Raw genomic sequence first — 18,743 nt, forward strand, 5'->3', positions numbered from 1 at the left:
ACGGCTCGATCGACACCGGGCCATGATCAGACTTTGGTTAGCCTAACCTCAGTTCACCGGTGCGCGGTATACGGGGGCACGGGTTCCTCCAGCCTGAAGGCCCGTCTCCCGGGGGCCAGTTCGGGGCGCTCCGGACGGCGCAGGGCATGGCGGGCCTCTCCCCTCAGGGACGGCCCGCCGGGGCGCCGGAGCAGTTCGTTCCGCGCTCGTACACCTGCACACGGCGGCCCCGCGTCTCCGCGTCCGCGCACCGTACGAAGAAGGCGGCGAGGACGCGCCGCTTGGTGGCGTCGCGCGACCCGCCGGGGTGGTCCTCGGGGTCCCCGACCACCAGGATGCGGCGTTCGGCCAGCATGGCCTTCCGTATGCGCGCGGGGGCGGCCTCCACACCCCGGAGCGTCCCGGAGTCGGCCGGGCTCCGGACCAGGGCCACGTCGTCGAGTTCCGCGAAGAGCCGCGGGGAGACCTCCGCGGTGTCGCGGCGCAGGGAGGGGATGAAGAGCACCCCGTCCCCGGGCCGGGACAGCCGGGCCACCGCGTCGGCGGAGGCCAGGACGTCGTCGACGCGGCTCTGCGGCGTACGCAGGCCGAGCTGGAGGGGCAGCAGCGCGGCGGAGGCGACCAGGACGAGCGCCGTGAACGGACGCCAGGAGCGGACGAGCACCCCGAGCGCGGCCCCCAGGAGCAGCCCGAGCCCGACATTGGCGTAGAGGATGTACCGGTCGAGGTAGAGCGGCTTGACCAGCGAGGCCGCCAGCAGGGCGAGCACGGGGACGGCCAGCAGCGGCAGCGCGGCCGAGACCACCGACACCACCGGGGCCGCCGGTTTCGCCGCCCGGGAGGGGGTTCCCGGCCACCGCCGCACCAGCAGGCCGCACAGCAGGCCCGCGCCCAGAAGGCCCAGCGGCGTCAGCGCCGTCGTCCAGGTGAGCGCGGGTATCCAGGCCACCTGTCGCGCCTGCGCGCGGCTCGCCAGGACGAGCGGCAGCGCCCCGGTCACGACGACGGCGGCGGCCACCGGCCAGTGGCGCGTGAGGTGGCCCGCGCCGTGCCGCCGGGCCCTCAGGACCGTCCCGGCGTGCGCCAGGAGCGCCAGCAGGGAGAACCAGTTCAGCAGGGCCGCCACCAGCATGGTCCCGGCGTAGGCCGCCCAGCGCCAGGTGGCCACGCGCGCTCCCGGGCGCCCCTCCGCGAGGGTCACCAGCAGCCACGTGGCCACCGCCACCGCGGCCACCACCAGGGCGTACGAGCGCCCTTCCTGCGCGTAGCGCTGGGTGCTGGGCAGGAGGACGAACGCCGTACCGGCCAGGAGCCCCGCCCAGGGCCCGGCCAGCCTGCGGCCGGTCGCGGCGGTCGCGGCGGCGGCGCAGGCCGTCGCCAGCACGGACGGCAGCCGCAGGGTGCCGAGCCCGGGCCCGAAGAGCTCGAACAGGCCGTGCATCAGCAGGTAGTAGCAGCCGTGGACGACGTCGGCGTGGTCCAGCAGGCGCCGGAGGCCGGTGAGGGTACGGTCGGCGGCCATCCAGGTCGCGGCCTCGTCGCGCCACATGCTGTCCTCGCGGGTGATGCCCCACAGACCGAGGACGAGGGCCAGCACCGCCGGTCCTGCGGGGCCGAGGGCGTTCTTGGGCACGACGGATCTCCGGAGCTGCATGAGGCACGCGCGCGAGGCGTGTGGGGTGTGAGGGAGGAAGGCGTGAGGGAGCGCCCGGCGTCGCCGGGCGCTCCCTCGCCTCTCACACCGTAGGCAGCTCGGTGATCAAGGTCGTCACCTGCGATGATGACCTCGGAAGATCCGTCGCAAGGACTACCGCGGGTCCGGTTCCGGCCCCGGGCGTAGTCCTCGGGTACCGGGCGGGTGAATCGGCACGGAGCTGTGCCGCTCTCGGTCTCAGGCCCGCGAGCCCGAAGGCGCCGCGGACGACAGCGGTGCCGCGATGTCCTCCAGGGAGCGGCGCTCGGCGCGTACGGCGAGGGCGGCCGCCACCAGTCCGGCCAGCGTCATCAAAGCGGCGCCGACCTGGAAGGCGAGCACCGTGTCGGCGACGACGCCGGACTCGGTCAGCTTCGCGAAGACCAGCGGGCCGCTGATGCCGCCGGCCGCCGTACCGATGGCGTAGAAGAACGCGATGGCCATCGCGCGGGTCTCCATCGGGAAGATCTCACTCACCGTCAGGTACGCCGAACTCGCGCCGGTCGACGCGAAGAAGAGGACCACGCACCAGCAGGCGGTCAGGGTCTTGGCGGTGAGGTGCCCGCCGTCGAACAGCCAGGCGGTGACGAACAGCAGCACCCCGGAGGCCAGATACGTACCGGAGATCATGACGCGGCGGCCGAGCGTGTCGAAGAGGCGGCCGAGGACGAGCGGCCCGACGAAGTTGCCGGCCGCCATCACCGCGAAGTAGTAGCCCGTCGACCCGCTCGGCACGTCGTAGAACGTGGTGAGGATGGTGCCGAAGCCGAACGTGATCGCGTTGTAGAGGAAGGCCTGGCCGATGAAGAGCGAGAAGCTCAGGACCGCGCGCTTGCGGTAGGTCGACAGGACCGTCCGGGCGATGACGCCGAAGCCGATGCTCTTGCGCGTGTGGACGGTGATCTCTCCCTCGGGCTCGGAAAGCGGGCCGCCCTTCTCCGCCGCGATCTGCCTCTCCACGTCCGCGACGAGCGTCTCCGCCTCCTCGCTGCGTCCGTGCAGGAACAGCCAGCGCGGGCTCTCCGGCACGTTGCGGCGCACCAGCAGGATGACCAGGCCGAGGACCACGCCGAGGGCGAAGGTCAGCCGCCAGCCGACGTTCGCCGCGAAGACGTCGGTGTCGAGCGCGAGCACCGAGAGCAGGGCGCCGCCCACCGCGCCCAGCCAGAAGCTGCCGTTGATGACGAGGTCGACGCGGCCCCGGTAGCGGGACGGGATCAGCTCGTCGACGGCCGAGTTGATGGCCGCGTACTCGCCTCCGATGCCGAAGCCCGTCAGGAAGCGGAAGGCGAAGAACCACCAGCTGGAGAAGGAGACAGCGGTCAGCGCGGTCGCCGCGAGGTAGACGGCGAGGGTGATCAGGAAGAGCTTCTTGCGGCCGTAGCGGTCGGTGAGCCAGCCGAAGAACAGCGCGCCCGTGCAGGCGCCCGCCACGTACAGGGCCGCGGCGATGCCCGTCACCTGCGCGGCGCTGACGGGCAGGCCGCTGCCCTCCTCGGACAGGCGGCTCGCGATGCTGCCGACGACCGTGACCTCCAGGCCGTCGAGGATCCACACGGTGCCGAGCCCGATCACGACCGTCCAGTGCCAGCGCGACCACGGGAGCCGGTCCAGCCGCGCCGGTACGGACGTCGTCACCGTGCCGGTCCGCGCACCCGCCCGGTCTTCTGTCGCCATCCCCGCCTCCTTCACCCGCGCGGCCGGGGGCCCACGCCCCGGCGCCACCGGCCGCGCCCGTCCGTCGCGTACCACCGCTTTCCCTGTGCGTATCGGCACACACGTCCGCGGGACCGCCCGCGGGACGCACGGCGGACGACGGCCGGCGGAGGGTCATGCGCCGCGCCGGGGCCGCGCGCCGTGCCGGGGCGGCGGGTCAGCGACCGCCCGGCAGGCCCGCTTTGGGAATGTCCGGGAGTTTGATCTCCGGCAGCTTGATCTCCGGGATCTTGATGGAGGGCAGCGTGCAGCACGGGGCGGCGGCCGCGGCGGGGACGGCTCCGGCCGCGGCGGGCGCGGCGGCGGCGTGGGCGGGAACGGCAAGCACACCGGCGAGTGCGGCGGCCCCCAGCAGCGAGGCGCTGAGACGGCGCATGACGACACCTTCCTGACTGGCCCCGGCCGGGTCCGGCTCACCTCGCCCGGCCTCATGGCCCTCGACTGACCTTGACAGGCCTTGACTGGCCTTGACTGGCCTCATCGTCAGGACCGCCCGGGGACACCGCACGTACGGAGGGGCCAGACGAGGGACGCGTGGCGCCGACGGCTGGCCGACCGTCCGGGGTGCGGGCCGTGGGCCGATCACTCCTGGTGCGCTCGGTGCGCCCGACCGAGTGGCCGTCGGCGACAAGAACGCGCGGTGCCGGTGCGCCTCGTCTCACGGTGTCGCACCGACCAGGATGCCGCGTCCCGCATGGAACCGCTCGAACACGTGCATGGGCAGCGATGCGGAGTCCGCGTTGTGGGAGTAGCCCGACGGGTCGTGGAACCGCACCTGCCCGCCCTGGACCGCGTGCACCAGCACAAGGTGCCCTCCCCGGCGCGGTTCGGAGGTTTTGGGGTCACGGATCTCAGGAGACACCGAAGCGATCAGGACGCGTCCGGAGCGCACCGCTCGGGCGGACGCCTGAATCGGTGTGTTCTCGACCAGTTGGCATGGGAACCCGAACTGTGAGCTGACCCAAGCCATGAACGGCCTGTAGATCAGCCCTCTGACCTTGCCCTGGGGTTCCACCACGTAGCAGCCCCGGTCGAGGGCCAGCGCAAGGAGGTCACGCATCGGCAGCCGAACGTCCGTCCAGCCGTGGAGCAGAGACTGCAAGCATGCCAAGCCGCAGACTTTGCGCGACCAGAACAGGTACTCCTCGGCCGAGTGGTACCCGTCGGAGGCCCAGTCGTGCAGGTGCGAGGGATCGGTGCGTCTCAGGAAGACGTCGAGACGCGATGCCGCGGCACGCCGCATGACGACCTCGTCGTTCCGGTCCAGGCTTCCCCACTGTGAGACGTAAGGGAGGGTTCCCTCATGAGGGAGGGCCCCCTCAAGTGACAGGGAAGTCGAAGTAGACATCTGCATAAGGCTCGCTTCTCAGCGTGTAGTGCCACCACTCGTAGGCATAGCGAGCAAATCCACAGCTTTCCATGATGGAGCACAGGAGTTCGCGGTTTCTCGCTTCGGCGGGGGTTGTTCCTCTTGCTCCGTGATGTGAGACCGGGTCCATGAGGTCGTGGTAGCCGCCCATGCGGACAGCTTCTCCGGTGGCGAGGGTGCAGAGCGTCAGGTCGACGGCACTGCCGCGGCTGTGGTCCGACCGCGCGGCCACGTACCCCTTGTCGAAGAGTTCGGATCTGTCGATGCCGGGGTAGTGGCGCTGCTTTGTCCGGCCGTCCTCCGGCTGTTCCGACCAGCGCAGGAAGCACTCGACGGCGCGTTGCGGGCGGTATCCGTCCCACACCAGCAGGCCGAAGCCGAGGAACTCGGCCTTTTCCTGCGCTCGCCCCAGGGCCGCGCACAAAGCTCTGGTGCCGACTATCCGGTTGGTCAGATAGCCGTCCACCGGCTTCCCGGTGAAGTTGTCGCCGGTGGCGTACTTGGCGTCCCAACGAATGCCGGGCACCACCTCGTCCAGGTACACGAAGTCGCCGTTCACCGCTCGTCCCGGTGCGGTGTCCCTTTCCGGTCCGGTGTCCTTTTCCGGTCCAGTGTCCTTTCGCGGTGCAGCGCCATGGACACGAGCCGGTCGATCACGTCGGAGAGCGGCAGTCCCGCGGCGGCCATCATCCGGGGATATCGGCTGTACGAGGTCATGCCGGGCAAGGTGTTGACTTCGTTGAGCACCACCTGGCCGTCCGGTGTGAGGAACATGTCCACCCGGGCAAGTCCCTGGCAGCCCAGGGTGCGGTAGACGGTCTTGGCGCTCTCCTGGACGAGCCGACGCGATTCTTCGGAGATGTCGGCGGGAACGATGAACGTCGAGTTCTCCGAACCGGTCTCCGGTGACTCCTCCTGGTGGATCCTGAAGAAACCGTCCGAGAGAGCCACGCGGTCCACCTCGCCGGCGATCGGGGTGAAGGGGTCCCCCAGGATCGCGCAGCCGACCTCGCTCCCGGCGACGGCCTCTTCGATCAGGACCTTCGAGTCGTACTGCCGCGCGGCATCCAGTGCGCTCGGCAACTCCTCTTCTCCGGCGACTTTGCTGACGCCGAAGGATGAGCCCGACCGGGCCGGCTTCACGAAGACAGGATAAGGAAGCCGCTCGGCGTCGACCTTCCCGTTCTCCGTGACCACCCAGAATCGCGGCGTGGCGATGCCCGCGCTCCTGGCGACGGTGTAGGTCAGGGATTTGTCCATGCATAGGGCGGAGCTCTGCACATCACAGCCGACATAGGGAACGCCGGACAGCTCCAACAGGCCCTGGATCGCCCCGTCTTCACCGAGTGTGCCGTGCAGGACGGGCAGCACGAGGTCCAGACGGATCACTTCGAACCGCCCCTCTTCCAGGACGAGCAGTCCGTGAACGCTTCGGTCGGGTGACAGCATGACCGGACGAGCGCCACCGCTCTCCTCGTCGGCGCCGGGGAAGTCGCAGAGCTGCCAGGTACCGGACTGCGTAATGCCGATCCAGTACGGTTCATAGGTATCGGTGTCGAGGTTCTTCGCGACCTCTCGGGCGGACTTGACGGAGACGTGATGCTCTTCGGAAGAGCCCCCGAAGACGATGCCTATCTTCAACCTGTCGCTGTCCACGTTTTACCACTTTCAAAGTCGAGGCAGTTGATGAGACTGTTCCTGACGGTGTCACTCAGCGCGTGGTCGGTGTAATAGGCCACGTGTGGACTGATGACCACGTTCGGCAGCTCGTGCAGTCGCAGCAGCGAGCGGTTCTCGATGGGCTTGTTCCGGCAGTCGGTGTAGAAGATCCCTTCCTCGCCGTCGAGGACGTCCAACGCCGCGCCGCCCAACCTGCCGCTCTCCAACGCGGGAAGAAGGGCCTCGGTGTCAATGAGGGGTCCGCGTCCGGTGTTGACGATGAACGCGCCGTGTGTCATCTGCTCGATACGCCGGCGATCGACGAGATGGCGGGTTTCCGCGGTGAGCGGGATGTGGAGCGTGACCACGTCGCTGTGCCGGAACAACGCGTCGATCGGCACGTACTCGACGGAGGCCGTCGGCGCGTGCCCGACGGCAGCCGTCGGCGTGTGCCCGACGGGGGCCGTCGGCGTGTGCCCGACGGAGGCCTTGGGGCGGTTGTCGTAGGCCAGTACGCGGCAGCCGAAGCCTCGCAGCCGGTCGATGACCGCTGTGCCGATGCGCCCCGTGCCGACCACTCCGACGGTCAGGTCGCGCAGTTCCTTGCCACGTCGCTCACTCAGCCGGTAGTCGTGAGCATCGACACGACGAATGGTGGCCTTCGCGTGGCGCACCGCCATCAGCATCAACATCAACGTGTAGTCCGCCACGCTGTCGGGGGAATACGTCACGTTCCCGACGGAGATACCGACGCTGTTCGCGAACCGCACGTCTATGTGGTCGCATCCGACGCTACGCGTGGAGAGGTACTTCACACCGGCGCGGCTCAGTGCGAGGAGCGTGGCCCGGGTGACGTGTGCCTTGTGGCCGACGCTGATGCATCGGTTCCCGACCGCCAGGTCGATAGTGGCTTCGGATACCGCCGCCTTCGTCAGGGTGGGCACCACCCCGAAACGAGGTGCCAATTCTCGGAACAGCCGGGCCTCGTCCCGCTCGCACCCATAGACCGTGACCCCTGTTGTCGGGACAGCCCGTGAGGACGGTGCCGGCGCTCGGGTGGGGCACGCCGCCGCTCGTGTTGGTCCGCTGGAACTCATGCCGTCCAGTGAAGAGAGCGCACTGTTGCCGGCGCGTATGCGTTTTCTGATACGCCGACGACATAGGGTGCCGACCGCTGCGAGCCCGGTCCGGTGCTCGCCCTGTCCGGTCGTCCGGGCGACCCCACGGGCGAAGGCAGCACGGCGGGACCAACCAACCATGTTTCGTGCGGAGTTGACCGGCGACCTGTCGTCGGCATATCGGAATGCGCATACGTGCCGGCAACACCGCGCGCTCTTGACTGGACGCCATGAGTTCCCGCGAAGCAGCCTCTGCCCTCCATGGCCTCACCGGCCCGCCCCCGATCGCCGTCACAGCGGCCGGCCGGTCGGTGCCGTGTCCCGCCGGTCCTTGCGCGGTCCAGGCGTGATCCCGCTCAGCCTCGGTGAGATCGCCGCAGTCGTCGGCGGGACGGTCGAGGGCGACGGCACCGTGACGGTGACCGCGCCGGCCGTGCTCGACAGCCGACAGGCCGAGCCGGGCGGCCTCTTCGTCGCCTTCGTCGGCGAGCACGTCGACGGCCACGACTACGCCGTCCAGGCCGGCCGGGCCGGCGCGGTGGCCGTGCTCGGCTCCCGGCCCACGGTGCTGCCGACCGTCGTCGTCGAGGACGCCGAGGCCGCGTTGCAGGCGCTCGCCGCCCACGTCGTGGCACGGCTGCGCGACGGGCTGACCGTCGTCGGGGTGACCGGATCCCGCGGCAAGACCAGTACCAAGGACCTGCTGGCGGCCGTCCTGTCGAGCACCGCGCCGACAATCGCCACGACCGGCTCGCTCAACAACGAGCTCGGCGTGCCGCTCACCATGCTGCGCTCCGACGCGGCCACCCGGTTCCTCGTCCTCGAGATGGGAGTCCGCCGCATCGGCGACATCACCCGACTCACCAGCCTGGTCGCACCCGACATCGGTGTCGTCCTCAACGTCGGCCAGGCCCACCTCAGCCATCTCGGGTCGCGTGAGGCGATCGCCCGGGCCAAGGGTGAGCTGGTGCAGGGCCTGGCGCCCGGCGGCACCGCGGTCCTGAGCGCCGACGACCCCCGGGTTGCCGCGATGCGCGCGCTCACCGACCGCGCGGTGCTGACCTTCGGCCGGGCGGAACACGCCGACGTACGCGTACTCGACGTGGTCCTTGACCGGTCCGCCCGCCCGGCCTTCACCCTGCGGGCCGCCGCCGCCCGGGTCCCGGTCACGCTGCCGCTCGTGGGCGCGCACCAGGCGCTCAACGCGTCGGCCGCCGCGGCGGCGGGGCTGGCGGCCGGAGTCCCCCTCGATACGGCCGCGGCGGCGCTGCCCGCGGTCTCGCTGTCGAAGTGGCGCCTGGAGCCGCGTGACCTCGCCGGCGGCGCGACGCTGCTCGACGACTCCTACAACGCCGACCCCGACTCGACCCGTGCCGCCCTGGACGCGCTGGCCGCCGTCGAGGGCAGGCGCCGCGTCGCCGTCCTCGGCGAGATGCTCGAACTCGGCGACGGCAGCGAGGCCCAGCACCGTGCCATCGGGGAGTACGCCGCTCTCCGGGCCGACGTGGTGGTCGCGGTCGGCACCCGGCCGCTCGCCGACGGCGCCGGAGAGCGGGCGGTGGCGGTGGCCGACAACGCGGCGGCCGTCGAGTGGCTGCGCGGTCGGCTCACCGCCGGCGATGTGGTGCTCGTCAAGGCCTCCCGCGGGGCACGCCTCGACGAGGTCGCCGCCGCGCTCACGTCGGGACCCCACGACGTACTGGTGGATCGACCGATGGACGACAGGTAGGAGCGGCTGTGGCTTTTCGGGTACGGACCATCACGGCGAGCGAGCACGCCGCTTTCAACGCGGCCCGCCCCGCGGTGAGTTTCCTGCAGACCCCGGCCTGGGCGGCGGTGAAGAGCGAGTGGGGGTCGGAGTCCCTGGGCTGGTTCGACGACCTCGGTCGACTGGTCGGCGCGGGCCTGGTGCTGTACCGGCGGCTGCCCGGGATCAAGATGTCGCTGGCGTACCTCCCCGGAGGACCGGTCATCGACTGGGCCTCGGACGACCTGGCCGGCTGGCTCGACCCGTTGGTGCACCATCTGAAGCGCTCCGGCGCCTTCGCCATACGCGTCGGGCCGACGACGGCGACCCGCACCTGGAGTGCCGCGACGATCAAGGCCGCGATCGCCGACCCGGGGATGACCAGGCTCAGCGACGTGCCGCCGGACACGGTCAACGACGTCGCCACCCGGGCGAGCCGCCGGCTCCGACGTCTGGGCTGGCGCCCGCCGAAGGACGGGGAGGAGGGCTTCGCCGCCGGGCAGCCGCGCTGGGTCTTCCAGGTCCCGTTGGCCGGCAAGAACGAGGACCAGCTCCTCAAGGGGATGAACCAGCTCTGGCGGCGCAACATCAAGAAGGCCGCCAAAGCGGGCGTCGTCGTGACCCAGGGTGGTGTCGAGGACCTGCCCGACTTCTACCGAGTCTACGTCGAGACCGCGGGGCGTGATCACTTCATTCCGCGGCCGTTCGGCTACTTCCCGGTCATGTTCGAGGCGCTGCTGGCCGAGGACAAGGACCGGATCCGGCTCTACCTCGCCCACCACGAAGGCGACCTCGTCGCCGCCACCATTTGGATCCGGGTCAAAGAGCACGCCTGGTACAGCTACGGCGCCTCCGCCACGGCCAAACGGGACGTACGCGGGTCGAACGCCGTGCAGTGGAGGATGATCACCGACGCCCTGGCTGCCGGGTGTGCGGTCTACGACCTGCGCGGCATCACCGACACCGTGGACGGGAACGACCCGCACCTGGGCCTGATCCAGTTCAAGGTCGGCACCGGCGGCGAAGCCGTGGAGTACCTCGGCGAATGGGATCTGCCGCTGAACCGCCTGCTGTACAAGGCGTTCGACGTCTACATGTCCCGCCGAGGCTGAGGCAGCCCGCCGGTGGCGGAACCCGCGCCCGGTGTGTGCCGGACCTGATCGCCATCGGTACGTGCGGGCGCCGGCGCGGCGGGCAGGTGCACCGTGACGCGGAGCCCGCCGGCGGGGCGGGGGGCGAGGGTGAGGGTTCCGTCGTGTGCTCGGGTGATGCTCTTGACGATGGCCAGGCCGAGTCCGAAACCCGCATGGCCGGTGTGTACGCGTTCAGTACCGCGCTGGAACGGCTCGGTGAGCGTCGGGACCAGCTCCGAGGTGAGCTTCTCGCCGGTGTTCTCGACAGTGAGCACCACCATGTCGGCGCGGACGCCGGTACGCACCCATACGATGCCCTGCTCCGGCAGGTTGTGGCCGATCGCGTTGTGCAGCAGGTTCATGGTCATCTGCAGCAGGAGCGCCTGCGAGCCTGTGGTGGTGCTCAGGTCGCCGGAGGTTTCGATGGTGACGCCGTGCTTTTCGGCCAGGGGGAGGAGCGTTTCCGTGGCCTCTTCCGCCAGGAGGGACAGGTCGACGCGTGTCCTCGTGAACGACCGCTGGTTGGCGCGGCTGAGCAGGAGCAGTGCCTCGGTGAGGTCGATGGCCCGGGTGTTGACCACGCGGAGGCGCTCGACGAGCTCGCGGGTGTCGTGGTGCGGATCGTTGCGGGCCACGTCGAGGAGCGCCTGCGTGACCGCCAGCGGTGTGCGCAGTTCGTGCGAGGCGTTGGCCGCGAAACGCTGCTGTTCGGCGACGTGGGCTTCGAGCTGCGCGAGCATGGTGTCGAAGGAGTCGGCCAGTTCGCGGAACTCGTCCCGGCGGCCCGGCAGGCGGATCCGGTACGAGAGCGGCCCGTTCGCCACTCTGCGGGTGGCGTCGGTGATGCGTATCAGCGGGGCGAGCATCCGGCCGGCCAGGAGCCACCCGCCCACGAGACCGAACACCAGCAGGAACGCGAGCACCAGGATTCCCGCCGGGACGAAGACGACCGGGCCGAAACTGCCGGGGGCGAAGACGAGCAAGAAGTCGGCCCGATCGGGGATGGCCAGGCTGTTCGACCGTCCTCGCAGAAGGAACACCCACACGGCGGCGAGCAGCAAGGTACCCGCTATCACGAGGAACCCGGCGTAGCTGAGGGTGAGTTTGAGGCGGACGCTCAGCCCCTGACGCCTATCCACGCTCCGCGCTCCGGTCGTCCGCGTCCGATCCCGTGTCGATGCGGTAGCCGACCCCGGCCACGGTGGCGATCAGCCGGGGCTCGCCGAGGCGTTTGCGCAGGGCCGAGACCGTGATGCGCACGGCGTTGGTGAACGGGTCCGTGTTCTCGTCCCACGCTCGCTCCAGCAACTGCTCCGCGCTGACGACACCGCCTTCGGCGGCGACGAGGACTTCGAGCACGGCGAACTGCTTCCTGGTGAGCGCGATGTAGCGGCCCTCGCGGTAGACCTCGCGACGGAACGGGTCCACGCGTAAGCCCGCGACCTCTCGCACAGGTGGCCTGCTGTGGGCGCGCCTGCGGTCGAGTGCTCTGAGCCGCAGCACGAGTTCTCGCATGTCGAAGGGTTTGGTGAGGTAGTCGTCGGCACCGAGTTCGAACCCGCTGGCCTTGTCGTCGAGCCGGTCGGCGGCGGTCAGCATGAGGATCGGCATGCCGCCGCCGGAGGCGACGATGTGTGCGGCGACCTCGTCACCGGTGGGCCCGGGGATGTCCCGGTCGAGTACGGCGATGTCGTAAGCGTTGGTGCTCAGCAGCTCCAGGGCCGTGTCACCGTCACCGGCGATGTCGGCCGCGATCGCTTCCAGGCGCAGCCCATCGCGGATGGCCTCTGCCATGTAGGGCTCGTCCTCGACGACTAAGACACGCATGGTCCGATGCTAAGAGCCGGTGCATATCGTCGACGTATCGAGAAGGGGACAGGGCCGACGACATCACACCTCCTTGACCGGAGGCATGACCGGGCCGTCCCGCCTCGGCACCCCCGTGACCGGCTGTTTCGCCGTGCTCCCGGTGGTGCTCGCCGTGCCGCCGCTTCCCGTTGCGTCCCGCGGCCGGGCCTTGGACACCGTCCGCGCCGACAGCCGACGCCACCCCGACGTTGCCCCGTAATTCGAACATGCGATCTAATCGAGGTCATGAACGGCAACACCTTCCCCACGGACCTCCTGGAGGCCCAGACCGCTTGGTACGTCACCTACAGGCAGCTCGCCACCGCGGCGCCGGGTGCCGGCGCCGCGCACCGCCGACAGCTGCTTCGGCTGTCCCGTCTGATCGCCTCGCACCCCTACTGGCAGACGTCGGCGGGCACCCCGGCGGCGCGGATGGCGCTCAAGGAGCTGGCGCGGGAGAGCGCGTGCCCGTGACGGGCGGCCGACGGCGCGGGCGGACCGTGGCACGGGTCGCGGTCGGGGCGCCAGACTGGACGAGGTGACGCGGCCACCAGCTCCCCCGCCGGGGCCGCCGACACCGCCAGGACCTCCAGGACTCCGAGACCTTCGGGGCCTCCAGGACCCCCGGGGCCCCTGGGACCTCCAGGACCTCCAGGAAGGACGCGCACCCCGTGCTGACCGCCCTCGCCGTACGTACGTCCGCTCCGCCCGCCCGGGGGCACGGGCCCGGGGGTGCCGCGTGACCGCCCGGCCCGCGGCCGGCGGGGGCATCGGCGCGCGTGCCGTGGCGAGCCGTCTCACCGGCCACCGGGCGAGAGCCGAGCGCCCGCTGTCCGGGGCGCTCGGCGAGGTCGTGCTCGACGACGGGTCGGTGGTCGTGGTCAAGCGCGCCGACACGCCGGGGGCGGCGCGCGCCGAGGCGGCCGGGCTGCGCTGGCTCGCCGCCACGGGGACGGTGCGCGTGCCCGCCGTGCGCGGCCGCGAGGGGCCGTGGCTGGTGACCGACCGGGTGCCGTCCGGCCGGGCGAGCGCCGGGGCGGCCGCCCGGTTCGGCCGGGACCTGGCCGCGCTGCACGCCTGCGGCGCCCCCGCGTTCGGCGCCCCGCCGCCGGACGGCCCCGAGGACGCGTTCATCGGCTCGGCCCCGCTGCGCAACGTCCCCGGCGACGACTGGCCGAGCTGGTACGCCGAGCACCGGGTGCTGCCCTATCTGCGCCGCGCGGTCGACGACGGGACGGTGCGGCACGCCGAGGCCGCCACGGTCGAGCGCGTCTGCGCGCGGCTGCCCGAGCTTGCGGGCCCGGCCGAACCGCCCGCCCGGCTGCACGGGGACCTGTGGAACGGCAACGTCCTGTGGGACGCCGACGGGCACGCCTGGCTCATCGACCCGGCCGCCCAGGGCGGCCACCGGGAGACCGACCTCGCGATGCTCCAGCTCTTCGGCTGCCCCCACCTGGAGCACGTCCTCGACGGCTACCGGCGGGAGGCACCCCTGGCGGACGGCTGGCGGGACCGCGTCCCCCTGCACCAGCTCTTCCCGCTGCTGGTGCACGCCGTGCTCTTCGGCCGGGGGTACGCCGAGCAGGCCCTGGCGGCGGCACGGGCCGCGCTGGCGGGGTGAGGCGACACGAAGCCCCCGCGCCCGAAGCCTCCGCACCCCCGGCCCCCGCTGCTACGGAAGCGTCTCGGCGACCACGGACGCGGCCCGGGCGATCAGCGTGTCGTCGGGGGTGGCGTCCTTGTCGGCGCGGTGCGACAGGATCGCCATGACGAGCGGGGCGGCGTTCGGCCGCCAGACGACGGCGATGTCGTTGCGGGCGCCGTAGTAGCTGCCGGTGCCGGTCTTGTCGCCCACCACCCAGTTCTTGGGCACCCCGGCCCTGATGACCTTGTCACCGGTGGTGTTCGTCCGCAGCCACGTCGCGAGCTGCTCGCGCTCCGGCTCGGCGAGGACGTCCCCGAGGACGTACGCCCGCAGGTCCTTCGCGAGCGCCCGCGGCGTGCTCGTGTCCCGCTTCTCCCCCGGGACCCACCGGCTGAGGTAGGGCTCGATCCGCTCCACGCGGGTCACGCGGTCGCCCAGCTTCTCCAGGGCGGCGTCCAGGCCCTTGGGCCCGCCGAGGGCCTCGAACAGGAGGTTGGCCGCGGTGTTGTCGCTGTAACGCACAGCGGCGTCGCACAGCTCGCGCAGGGTCATCCCGGTGTCGACGTGCTTCTCCGTCACGGGGGAGTTGGCGACCAGGTCCTCCTTGGAGTACTTCACCACCTTGTCCATCCCCGCCAGGGTGTACTTGCGCAGCACGGCTCCGGCGGCCAGGGCCTTGAACGTGGAGTTGTACGCGAAGCGCCGGTTGTCGCGGTAGGCCACCTCGCGACCGGTGCCGGTGTCGAGGGCGTAGACCCCGAGCGTCGCGTCGTACTCGCGCTCCAGCTTCTTGAACGCGCGGCCGTACGCCGCCGCGTCCACCGACGGCTTGCCCGTCGTGTCGGCCGCCTCCTGGACCGTGGTCGTGACGGCCGCGGCGGAGGACTTGGGGGCGTCGTTGTCGCCGCAGGCCACGAGCGGGACCAGGACGAGCGTGGTGAGGGCGGCCAGAGCAGCGCGCCGGGCACGGGTGTACCGCATGGTCAGAACCTCCAAGGCGCCCCGGGACGCGGGGCACGGGGGACGGAGCGGCACGGCCCCGTCCCGACGGGTGGTGATCAGTACCGGCACCACCCTGGCCGCCCGGCGTCATGCGGTCCAATACGCTTTCGCGCGGTTCCATGCCGAACTCGCATAGAGTGCGGGTGTGGATCTCGTGGGAGCGTGCCGGGCCTTCGTCAGCGTCAGCGAGCGGGGTGGCTTCACCGTCGGGGCGGCCGCCGCCCGGATGTCCCAGTCGGTGGCCAGCCGCCGTGTCGCCGCGCTGGAGGAGCACCTCGGCGAGCCGCTGTTCGAGCGGACCTCGCGGCGGGCGGTCCTCACCCCGTTCGGCCGGGACATGCTGCCGACGGCCCGCCGACTCGTCCAGGCCGCCGACGTACTGCTGCACGAGGCGGAGGCCGCCAAGCGCAAGCCGTGGCGGCTCGCGGTGCCCGGCACCTGCTCCACCGCCGCGCTGGCCCGCCTGGTGGCCGAGGCGCGCGGCCACGGCGTCACGCTCGACCTGCGGGTCGCGGCCCCGCCGCGCCGCCTGGAGCTCATCCACGCCCAGCAGGTCCGCGCCGCGCTCCTCGCCGTGCCCGCGGACGAGGCGACGTGGTCGGTGCCGCTCGGCCTCGCCGCGGCCCGGGACCCCGGCGTGAACCGCGTCTACCTGGAGACGCTGCGGCTGCGGCGCGGTGCCACCGGCCCGGCCCGCCGCGTGTGGATCCAGCCGGAGGACGACGTACCGCACATCCGCGACCCCCTGACACGGCTGCGGGACGCGCTCGGCCTGCGGCCCGCGCAGCTCGTCGCCGCGGACGACCTGACGACGGCCGCCGCGGAGGCCCTCAGCTCCCGCGACCTGCTCCTGTGCTCCCCCGCGCAGGCCGACGAACTGGGCCTGAGCTGGCGCCCCATCGGCGAGGTGGCCCTCAGCCGCGGGTTCGCCCTGACCGCCGCCGCGGACGGCAACCCCCAGCACCTCCGGGCACGCCTCGGCGACGCCCTCGCCCGCTGCCTGGGGGCGGACACGGCGGACACGGCGGGCGCGGCGGACAGGGCGGACAGGGCGGACACGGCGGACACCGGCCCGGCGGGGACACGGCTACCCCGCCACCGGAACGGTGCCGGACTCCCCCGCACCGGGGAAGCCGGCACGTGAGCCACACGAGCCACGTGGACCACGTCGACAACGTGAGCCACACGAGCCACGTGGACCGTGTGAGTCGCACGAGTCACGTGGGCCATGTGAGCCACATGAACCCTGTGAACGGCGTGCACCGCGTGAACCACACGAACCGCATGAACACAGTGCACAACGACAAGCCCCCGACCACCCGAGGAACCACCACGTGAACACCGAGGCGCTCCTGCGCGACCTGCGGCAGGAACTGCGCGACGGCGGCCTGCACGGCTGCTTTCTCGTACGGGACCTGCACACGGGCGACGAACTCGGCATCGAGCCGGACACCCAGTTGCCCGCCGCGTCCCTGGTCAAGATCCTGCTCGCGGTGGCGACGGCGGAGCGCGTCCGGCGCGGCGAACTCGACGGGGGCACGCCGCTGGACGTGCGGCCCGGCCGGGTCACCACGCCCGGTCCCACCGGGGTGAGCCGCTTCCGCCACCCCGCCCGCATCGCGCTCGACGACCTGCTCTACCTGAGCACGTCCATAAGCGACGGGGCGGCCGCCGACGCGCTGTTCGAACTGACCCCGCCCGCCCGGGTCGCCGCTCTCCTCGACGACCTCGGCCTGCGCGGTTTCACCGTCCGCCACGACATGCGCGAGCTGATCGACACCCCGTCGGAGCGCTTCCCGGCCGCGCAGGTCCACCTCGCCCACGCCCTCGCCATCGACGCGGGCACCAGCGGCCGCGGGCACCGGCTGCCCCAGCTCGACACCACCCGCGCCAACACCGGCAGCGCCCGCGCCTACGTCGACCTGCTGCAGGCCCTGTGGACGCCCTCGGCGATCCACCCCGACGTGGCCGCGCGCGTCCGTGAGCTCATGGCCAACAACCTGATCCGGCACCGGCTCACCCCGGACTTCAGCTCCGACGCGACGACCTGGTCCTCCAAGACCGGCACCCTGCTCAACCTGCGGCACGAGGTCGGTGTCGTCGAGCACGCCGACGGCCAGACATTCGCCGTCGCGGCCCTCACCGAGTCCCTGGTCCCAGCCGGAAACCAGCCCGGCGCCGACGCCCTCATGGCGCACGTCGCCCGCAGCCTGCGGGACCATCTCCGGCAGTGGTAGGCAGCGGCGGCCGCCGAGCCGGGGCGCACCGGGCGAACGGCCCAGGCGCTTCATCACCTCACCGCTGCCCAGTCGGGTTCTCCCGGTCGAGCTCTTCCTGGAGTGGTCTAGTCAGGCTCAGGCCGCTATGGCCGCGGTCAGCGCGTGCTGCAGCAGGAATGCCGCCAGCGTGGCGAAGGTGACTCCGGCGACGACGTTCACGGTCGCGGCCGTGCGGTGGCCCCGCACCAGCCCCTGGCCCAGCCGGCCGGCGCACAGGCCGATCGCACTGTCCCAGACGAAGCCCATCACCAGGAAGATCAGGCCGAGCGCCAGCAGCTGAAGCCACATCGGGCCGTGTCCGGGGCTGGTGAACCGCGGCAGGAACGCGGCGAAGAACAGCACGGTCTTCGGGTTCAGCAGATTGGTGAGGGCTGCCTGGCGCATGACCTGACGCTCGGGCGGTGCCTCGGGAGCCTCCGTCGGCGGCTTCCTGGCCGAGCGGATCGTGGACACCGCGAGCCATCCCAGGTAGAGGCCGCCGACCAGTTCCACCCCCACCAGCGCGGCGGGCGTCGAGCGCAGCAGCACGGCCAGGCCGAGCGCGGCGGCCGTCACGTGCACGACCATGCCCAGCGCCATGCCCGTGGCGGAGACCAGACCGGCCCGCGGGCCCCGTTCCAGTGCCACGGCCATGATGTACGCGGCGTCGGGCCCTGGGGCGACGGTGATGATCGCGACCGCCGCCAGATAGGCCGGCAGCAGTGTGAGGTCCAGCATGACATCCTCCCGCGCCTGGATGAGGTGACGCTCAACAGCTCGGTAACGCGTAAAATCTTTTCATCACGTTACCTGCCCGACATGGCCGAAGCAACGCGTAAAAGGTCGGCAACGCGTTACGCTGGAACGTATGGCGGAACGTACGGCGGTCACCTTCACGGAAATCCCCCTTCAGGCACTGACGGACCTCGTCAACGGCTGGGGCACACTGCCACGCGAGGGAGACGGCCGGGGGGACGCTCCGCACCGGCCCGTCTCCGACATCGCGCCACACCTCGGCCTGCCCGCGCGGGTGAGCGCCGGGCTGACCCCGGAGGCGCTCGCCCACGCCGCGGACCGCCTGCACCCGGTCTTCTCCGCCCAGGACGCCGAGACGTGCGCACGGCACCTGACGCGTCTGCTGGCGGACAGCGGCGTCCGCCCCGTCATGATGACCGGGGACGGCGGCGCGCTGCGGACCGCATGGAGTGTCGACGACGCCGATCACGCCCTGCTGGCGACAGCCGCGATCGCTCTACGTCAGTACCTCGCCGCCCACGGCTTCGCCCGCATCGGCGTCTGCACCGCCGGGAACTGCGCCGACGTCTACGTCGACCAGTCACCCGGCGGCCGGCGCCGGTTCTGCTCGGTGACCTGCCAGAACCGGACCCGCGTCGCGGCCTACCGCAGCCGCAAGGCGGCCACCGGCTGAGCTTGTTCTCCATCTTCCGGGGCTCGAATCGTGCCCGCACTGGGTCGCTCACCTGAGCACACCTGCTCCTCGCAGGAACGCGCAGCCACTGCGTCCCCGGTAGCCCCAACGCCGGTGCGCTCGGGT

At 71.5% G+C, this 18,743-nt stretch carries 18 protein-coding genes; 7 read left to right on the forward strand and 11 right to left on the reverse strand.

All coding sequences use genetic code 11. The annotated features are described in order from the left end of the window. Positions 1-163: 163 nt before the first annotated feature. The 7 genes from QK440_RS06185 to QK440_RS06215 form a co-directional block, all read right to left on the reverse strand. Positions 164-1,633: a glycosyltransferase family 39 protein gene (locus QK440_RS06185; RefSeq protein WP_282791946.1), complete on the reverse strand. Its 1,470-nt coding sequence runs from the start codon at positions 1,631-1,633 to the stop codon at positions 164-166. Between the two features lie 258 nt (positions 1,634-1,891). Further along, entirely contained in the window at positions 1,892-3,370 is a 1,479-nt protein-coding gene (locus QK440_RS06190) for an MFS transporter (protein ID WP_282791947.1), read from the reverse strand. A 196-nt stretch (positions 3,371-3,566) separates the two neighbouring features. Further along, the gene (locus tag QK440_RS06195; protein ID WP_282791948.1) at positions 3,567-3,785 is read right to left on the reverse strand and encodes a hypothetical protein; all 219 of its coding nucleotides are present in this window, start codon (positions 3,783-3,785) and stop codon (positions 3,567-3,569) included. A gap of 282 nt (positions 3,786-4,067) precedes the next feature. Beyond that, complete coding sequence (locus tag QK440_RS06200) at positions 4,068-4,652, reverse strand: hypothetical protein (RefSeq protein ID WP_282791949.1); 585 nt, start codon at positions 4,650-4,652, stop codon at positions 4,068-4,070. Between the two features lie 76 nt (positions 4,653-4,728). Next, positions 4,729-5,337 (reverse strand): D-Ala-D-Ala dipeptidase VanX, encoded by a 609-nt coding sequence (vanX, locus tag QK440_RS06205; protein WP_282791950.1) that lies wholly within the window; start codon positions 5,335-5,337, stop codon positions 4,729-4,731. Further along, positions 5,334-6,434 (reverse strand): D-alanine--(R)-lactate ligase, encoded by a 1,101-nt coding sequence (gene vanA, locus QK440_RS06210; RefSeq protein WP_282791951.1) that lies wholly within the window; start codon positions 6,432-6,434, stop codon positions 5,334-5,336. Before vanA ends, vanX begins: the two co-directional genes overlap by 4 nt. Then, entirely contained in the window at positions 6,416-7,414 is a 999-nt protein-coding gene (locus QK440_RS06215; protein WP_282792027.1) for a D-isomer specific 2-hydroxyacid dehydrogenase family protein, read from the reverse strand. The genes vanA and QK440_RS06215 overlap by 19 nt, the downstream gene beginning before the upstream one ends. Before the next feature lie 487 nt (positions 7,415-7,901). On the opposite strand from QK440_RS06215, the gene murF reads away from it, so the two are divergent. Both murF and QK440_RS06225 read left to right on the forward strand, forming a co-directional pair. Beyond that, entirely contained in the window at positions 7,902-9,284 is a 1,383-nt protein-coding gene (murF, locus tag QK440_RS06220) for a UDP-N-acetylmuramoyl-tripeptide--D-alanyl-D-alanine ligase (protein ID WP_282791952.1), read from the forward strand. Between the two features lie 8 nt (positions 9,285-9,292). Next, entirely contained in the window at positions 9,293-10,414 is a 1,122-nt protein-coding gene (locus tag QK440_RS06225) for a peptidoglycan bridge formation glycyltransferase FemA/FemB family protein (RefSeq protein ID WP_282791953.1), read from the forward strand. On the opposite strand, the gene QK440_RS06230 is transcribed toward QK440_RS06225, so the two are convergent. Continuing rightward, the gene (locus QK440_RS06230) at positions 10,393-11,574 is read right to left on the reverse strand and encodes a HAMP domain-containing sensor histidine kinase (RefSeq protein ID WP_282791954.1); all 1,182 of its coding nucleotides are present in this window, start codon (positions 11,572-11,574) and stop codon (positions 10,393-10,395) included. The genes QK440_RS06225 and QK440_RS06230 overlap by 22 nt on opposite strands. Further along, the gene (locus QK440_RS06235; RefSeq protein ID WP_282791955.1) at positions 11,567-12,262 is read right to left on the reverse strand and encodes a response regulator transcription factor; all 696 of its coding nucleotides are present in this window, start codon (positions 12,260-12,262) and stop codon (positions 11,567-11,569) included. Before QK440_RS06235 ends, QK440_RS06230 begins: the two co-directional genes overlap by 8 nt. A gap of 267 nt (positions 12,263-12,529) precedes the next feature. Here QK440_RS06235 and QK440_RS06240 point away from each other — a divergent pair, with 267 nt between their 5' ends. Next, on the forward strand, positions 12,530-12,757 hold the full coding sequence (locus tag QK440_RS06240; RefSeq protein WP_282791956.1) for a hypothetical protein: 228 nt from the start codon (positions 12,530-12,532) through the stop codon (positions 12,755-12,757). 265 nt (positions 12,758-13,022) lie between these two features. Continuing rightward, positions 13,023-13,904, forward strand: a complete 882-nt coding sequence (locus QK440_RS06245; protein ID WP_282791957.1) for a fructosamine kinase family protein — start codon at positions 13,023-13,025, stop codon at positions 13,902-13,904. A gap of 51 nt (positions 13,905-13,955) precedes the next feature. On the opposite strand, the gene bla is transcribed toward QK440_RS06245, so the two are convergent. Then, positions 13,956-14,909 carry a class A beta-lactamase gene (gene bla / locus QK440_RS06250; RefSeq protein ID WP_282791958.1) on the reverse strand — a complete coding sequence of 318 codons (954 nt, stop codon included), beginning with the start codon at positions 14,907-14,909 and terminating at the stop codon, positions 13,956-13,958. Between the two features lie 166 nt (positions 14,910-15,075). Here bla and QK440_RS06255 point away from each other — a divergent pair, with 166 nt between their 5' ends. Then, positions 15,076-16,074, forward strand: coding sequence for a LysR family transcriptional regulator (locus QK440_RS06255; protein ID WP_282791959.1), 999 nt, complete (start codon positions 15,076-15,078; stop codon positions 16,072-16,074). Positions 16,075-16,264: 190 nt separating this feature from the next. Further along, positions 16,265-17,167: a serine hydrolase gene (locus tag QK440_RS06260; RefSeq protein WP_282791960.1), complete on the forward strand. Its 903-nt coding sequence runs from the start codon at positions 16,265-16,267 to the stop codon at positions 17,165-17,167. 117 nt (positions 17,168-17,284) lie between these two features. Here the strand turns inward: QK440_RS06260 and QK440_RS06265 are convergent, their stop codons facing one another. Next, positions 17,285-17,926, reverse strand: a complete 642-nt coding sequence (locus QK440_RS06265; protein WP_282791961.1) for a LysE family translocator — start codon at positions 17,924-17,926, stop codon at positions 17,285-17,287. Positions 17,927-18,056: 130 nt separating this feature from the next. On the opposite strand from QK440_RS06265, the gene QK440_RS06270 reads away from it, so the two are divergent. Then, complete coding sequence (locus QK440_RS06270) at positions 18,057-18,617, forward strand: CGNR zinc finger domain-containing protein (protein ID WP_282791962.1); 561 nt, start codon at positions 18,057-18,059, stop codon at positions 18,615-18,617. Positions 18,618-18,743 lie beyond the last annotated feature (126 nt).

It is taken from the genome of Streptomyces sp. CC224B (genome assembly GCF_030010595.1).
Lineage (GTDB): Bacteria > Actinomycetota > Actinomycetes > Streptomycetales > Streptomycetaceae > Streptomyces > Streptomyces longispororuber.